Source organism: Nonomuraea sp. NPDC001684 (assembly GCF_053596515.1).
Window position 1 is genome coordinate 1 of sequence record NZ_JBSFGJ010000648.1, and the last position, 3,954, is coordinate 3,954.

A 3,954-nucleotide genomic window follows, 5' to 3' on the forward strand; every position below is an offset into this window, starting at 1 on the left:
GCTGGGCGTCCTCCTGGGTGTAGATGTCGTTGGTGACGACGGCCACGCTGCGTCCGCGGTCGAGCAGCACGGGCACCAGCGCCTCGATGAGGGCGGTCTTGCCGGAGCCGACCGGGCCGCCGACGCCGATCTTGAAGACGCGGTCCATGGCGGTGCCCGCGGGCACGTTCACGGCGGGGTGCGGGTGCGGGTGGTGGTGATGCATCGGGACGCTTCCCTTCTCAGGTGGTGAACAGCCGGGCCTCGGCCCGTTCGTGGGCGGCGCTCATCGTGTCCGCGAGCGGCGTGGCGGCGTGCAGGTCCAGCGGGCCTCGGGCGGTCAGGGCGTGCCCGGCGGCCCGCCCGATCGCGCCGGACGCGCCGTACAGGGTGGCCTGGGCCTGGCGGAAGTCCAGCAGGCGCAGCCGTACGGCGGCGCTGACCCAGCTCGCGGCGAACGCGTACAGGTCGCCGGTCACCGCGTCGGCCTCCCGGACGCCCAGCCCGGCGTAGGCCGTGCCCAGCACGACGGCGTGGTTGCCCGGCGTGACCCTGGCATCGACCAGCTCCGACAGGCGGGCCAGCGCCGGCGTCGCGAAGACCAGGGCGGCCGTGCGCAGGACCTGGTTGCCGGTCCTGGTGGCGGCGGCCCGGATCTCCCGGCCGAGCTTGACGGCGTGCAGCCGCCGGTCCACCTCGGTCACCGCGTCCCAGTCGCCGGCCGTCACCGCCCGGTGGGTCAGGACCAGGGCGGTGGCGTCGCCCGGCCCCGCCGCGTGCAGCAGCAGGTCCTCCAGCAGCGCGGCGACGTCCACCGGGCCGGCCTGCGCGTACGCCTCCAGCCCGTGCGAGAGCGTGTAGAGGCCGCCCGGGAAGGCCGAGTCGGTGAGCTGGAGCTGGGCGAGCAGGCTCATGCCAGGAAGAACAGGTGGTTCAGCGGCAGCTCGCGGGCCGGCGCGATGGTCGCGTGCTCGCCGTCCACCGTGACCTTGTACGTCTCGGGGTCCACGGTGATCCTCGGCAGCGCGTTGTTGCGGATCATGTGCCGTTTGTCCACCGTCCTGGTGTGGCGCACCCTGGCGATCAGCCGTTGCAGGCCGAGCCGGTCCGGCACCCCGGCGGCGATGGCGGCGTCCGGCAGGAACGTCACGCTGCTCTTGCGCTGCGCCATCCCCATCGCGCCGAACATCGGCCGGTAGTAGACCGGCTGCGGCGTGGGCAGCGACGCGTTCGGGTCGCCCATCTGCGACCAGTTGATCAGGCCGCCCTTGACCACCAGCGCCGGCTTGGCCCCGAACGAGGTGAACGGCCACAGCACGACGTCGGCCAGCTTGCCGTCCTCCAGCGAGCCGACGTGCTCGGCGATGCCGGTCGTCCGGGCCGGGTTGATGGTCAGCTTGGCCAGGTAGCGCAGCACCCGCGCGTTGTCGTTGCGCTCGGAGTCCTCCGGCAGCCGGCCGCGCTGGTCCTTGCAGTGGTGGGCGGTCTGGAAGGCGCGGGTGAAGGTCTCCCCGATCCGGCCCATCGCCTGGGAGTCGGAGGAGAACATGCTGATCACGCCCATGTCCTGCAGCACGGTCTCGGCCGCGATGGTCTCCACCCGCACCCGGCTGTCGGCGAAGGAGACGTCCTCGGGGATGTCGTGGTTGAGGTGGTGGCAGACCATCACCATGTCCAGCAGCTCGTCGGCCGAGTTGATGGTGTACGGCAGCGTCGGGTTCGTCGAGGACGGCAGCGCGTTCGGCTCGCCGGCGATGCGGATCATGTCCGGCGCGTGACCGCCGCCCGCGCCCTCGGTGTGGAAGGTGTGGATCGCCCGGCCGTCGATGGCGCTGATCGTGTCCTCCAGGTAGCCGGCCTCGTTGAGGCTGTCGGCGTGCAACGCCACCTGGACGTCGTACTCGTCGGCGATGCGCAGCGCGCAGTCCACCACCGCCGGGGTGGAGCCCCAGTCCTCGTGCACCTTCAGCGCGCACGCCCCGGCCTCGATCTGCTCGGCCAGCGCGGCCGGCAGGCTGGCGTTGCCCTTGGCCATGATGCCGATGTTCACCGGCAGCGCCTCGACGGCCTGCAACATGCGGCCGATGTTCCACGGGCCGGGCGTGCAGGTGGTGCCGCGGGTGCCGTCGGTGGGGCCGGTGCCGCCGCCGATCAGCGTCGTGACGCCGTTGGTGAGCGCGGCCTCGGCCTGCTGTGGCGCGATCAGGTGCACGTGCGGGTCGATCGCCCCCGGCGTGGCGATCATGTTCTCGCCCGCCAGCACCTCCGTCCCGGCGCCGATCACCAGGCGGCGGTCCACGCCGTTCTGGGTGTGCGGGTTGCCCGCCTTGCCGATCCCGACGATCCGCCCGTCCTTGATGCCGATGTCGCCCTTGACCACGCCGAGCACCGGGTCCAGCACGACCGCGTTGGTGATCACCAGGTCGAGCGCGATCGTGGCGTTCTGGGACCCGGGGTCGGCCGCCATGCCGTCGCGGGCGGTCTTGCCGCCGCCGTAGACGGCCTCGTCGCCGTAGAAGCCGGCCGTGTGGTCCTTCTCGATCTCGATCACCAGGTTGGTGTCGGCCAGCCGGACCCGGTCGCCCACGGTCGGGCCGAACATGGCGACGTACTGCCTGCGGTTCATGGTGCTCATCGGCTCAGGCCTTCTTCTTCCTGGCGGCCGGCTGCTTGGCTGCCGGTTCCTTGGCGGCGGGTTCCTTGGCTGCCGGTTTCTTGGGGGCGGCCTTCTTGGCGGGCGCCTTGCGCGCGGGCGGCTCCTCGCGTGTAGGCGGCTCCTTGTGCGCCGGAGGCTCCTCGCCCGGCGCGCGGACCGTGGCCCCCGGCTCCGGCTGGTCGGCGTACCCGAGCTCGGCCAGGCGGCGCAGGGCGCGGGTGCGGCTGTCCCTGGCCCGCAGGCCGCCGTCCACCAGGCCGGCGAAGCCGACGACGCGCATGCCGCCGGCGAACTCGACCAGGGTGACCTGGCGGGTGTCGCCCGGCTCGATGCGTACGGCGGTGCCGGCCGGGATGTCGAGATGCATGCCGTACGCCTTCTCGCGGTCGAAACTGAGCGCCCGGTTCGCCTCGAAGAAGTGGAAGTGCGAGCCGACCTGGATGGCCCGGTCGCCGGTGTTGCGCACGGTCAGGGTGACCGTGGCGCGACCGGCGTTGATCTCGATCGGCTCGTCCCCGTACATGATCCGGTCCGTGTCCGTCATGGCGAACCGCTCCTTTCTGGTCGCGGCGGTGTCAGCCGCCGATGGGGTCGTGGCAGGAAACGAGCTTGGAGCCGTCCTTGAACGACGCCTCGACCTGCATCAGCTTGAGCATTTCGCGCACCCCGGGCATGACGTCCCCGGCGCCGAGCACCTGCTTGCCGAGCTCCATGCACTCGGCCACCGTCCTGCCGTCCCGGGCGGCCTCCAGGACCGCGACGCTGATCAGCGCCACCGCCTCGCTGTAGTTCAGCTTCACGCCGCGCTCGCGGCGCTTGGCGGCCAGGTCGGCGACGACGTAGATCAGCAGCTTGTCGATCTCGCGCGGTGCGAGGTTCATGAGCTCTCCTTAGGTGGAAGCGCGCCGGACGCCGGAGAACGCCGGGACCGCCGCCAGGAAGATCCAGGTGACCAGGACGAAGGGCCAGGTCAGGGTGTGCCCGCCGACCGGCGCGAACAGGTGGCCGACGAACGCCGTCAGCACGGTCGCCGACACCACGCCGGCCAGGGCGTACAGCAGGCCGAGGACGGTCGGCACGACGAACGCGCAGCACAGCGCGATGCCGGTGAGCACCGCGTTGTAGCCGTACAGGCCGGCGCCGATGTCGGCCGCGGGCGCGCCGAGCAGCACGGCCACCAGGATCCCGACGGCGCTGGCGGCCAGCGCGGCCCCCGCCACCCGCCACCCGGCGAACGCCAGTCCGATCAGGAAGATCAGGCCGACGTACCACTTGCCCTGGAAGAACACCTGGCCGACGCCGTTCAGCAGCCCCTGCCA

The 3,954-nt window shown here is 72.1% G+C and carries 6 protein-coding genes; all 6 read right to left on the bottom strand.

Features of this window, described 5'->3' with window-relative positions:
* A partial coding sequence (locus ACWCSD_RS49270) for a GTP-binding protein (protein ID WP_449926220.1) occupies positions 1–205 on the bottom strand: 205 nt, incomplete at its 3' end.
* A gap of 16 nt (positions 206–221) precedes the next feature.
* Positions 222–893, bottom strand: a complete 672-nt coding sequence (locus ACWCSD_RS49275; protein WP_449926223.1) for an urease accessory protein UreF — start codon at positions 891–893, stop codon at positions 222–224.
* Positions 890–2,614 (bottom strand): urease subunit alpha, encoded by a 1,725-nt coding sequence (gene ureC, locus ACWCSD_RS49280; protein ID WP_449926226.1) that lies wholly within the window; start codon positions 2,612–2,614, stop codon positions 890–892. Before ureC ends, ACWCSD_RS49275 begins: the two co-directional genes overlap by 4 nt.
* Positions 2,615–2,618: 4 nt before the next feature.
* Positions 2,619–3,179 (bottom strand): urease subunit beta, encoded by a 561-nt coding sequence (locus ACWCSD_RS49285; RefSeq protein WP_449926229.1) that lies wholly within the window; start codon positions 3,177–3,179, stop codon positions 2,619–2,621.
* Between the two features lie 31 nt (positions 3,180–3,210).
* Positions 3,211–3,516, bottom strand: a complete 306-nt coding sequence (locus ACWCSD_RS49290; RefSeq protein WP_352330244.1) for an urease subunit gamma — start codon at positions 3,514–3,516, stop codon at positions 3,211–3,213.
* 9 nt (positions 3,517–3,525) lie between these two features.
* On the bottom strand, positions 3,526–3,954 hold a 429-nt coding region (locus ACWCSD_RS49295), incomplete at its 5' end, for an urea transporter (protein WP_449926232.1).

Excerpts from the sequence above, each read along its gene's own strand:
- ACWCSD_RS49290 (WP_352330244.1), bottom strand. The coding sequence starts at position 3,516 with ATGAACCTCGCACCGCGCGAGATCGACAAGCTGCTGATCTACGTCGTC.
- ACWCSD_RS49285 (WP_449926229.1), bottom strand. The coding sequence starts at position 3,179 with ATGACGGACACGGACCGGATCATGTACGGGGACGAGCCGATCGAGATC.
- ureC (WP_449926226.1), bottom strand. The coding sequence starts at position 2,614 with ATGAGCACCATGAACCGCAGGCAGTACGTCGCCATGTTCGGCCCGACC.
- ACWCSD_RS49275 (WP_449926223.1), bottom strand. The coding sequence starts at position 893 with ATGAGCCTGCTCGCCCAGCTCCAGCTCACCGACTCGGCCTTCCCGGGC.